This window comes from Anaerophaga thermohalophila str. Valhall (assembly GCF_000250735.1).
GTDB classification, from domain to species: Bacteria; Bacteroidota; Bacteroidia; order Bacteroidales; family Marinilabiliaceae; genus Anaerophaga; species Anaerophaga thermohalophila_A.
Map to the genome: position 1 here is coordinate 1 of NZ_AHZV01000096.1, position 592 is coordinate 592.

General features: G+C 27.4%; 1 protein-coding gene. It reads right to left on the reverse strand.

The window, feature by feature from the left end:
• Positions 1–252, reverse strand: a 252-nt coding sequence (locus tag OQ5_RS20285; protein ID WP_044107526.1) for a hypothetical protein, incomplete at its 3' end; no start/stop codon positions are given.
• Positions 253–592 lie beyond the last annotated feature (340 nt).

Genomic DNA, 592 nt, shown 5'->3' on the forward strand with positions numbered 1-592 from the left:
AGAGAGTTCGGTTGCTTTCATAATAGCTGCTTCACGGGCGGCATCTGACAAAACTCTTGCTTCAGTTATAGCCTCCATCTTAGCAACATCAGTATATTCCTGGGAAGCAGTTAGTGTTTCCTGCACTGAAACATCAATGTAATTGTAAACTCCATTGTTGGAGTTTTTCTTTTCTTTACCGTTCCCATTTTGACTGATCAAACTAAAACCAAAAAATAAAGTAAAAATAAAAAATAGTACAAACCTTTTCATAATATTAAATTGTAATAAAATTGTAATAAAATTATACAAAAAATTAAGTAGATAAATTATAAATAATTCTCACAACCAACTTGCATTGTATAATAATGAAATAATTCCAGCCGGATTTCACTTTGAAATGCAGAATAAGAGGACACCAAAAATCTTATTTGTATAAAATTTAATGAAAAAATGATAGCAAATAAGAGTTTGCCTCCAAATTATGAGGCCACGGAGTAATTAAAATTAATTATCAAAAAATAGATCTCATAGTATAAACAGATTAAGGTTGGTTATCAATTCAAAAATAAATTTTAATTTTAAATTTTTAAAAAATAATCAAACAATCATA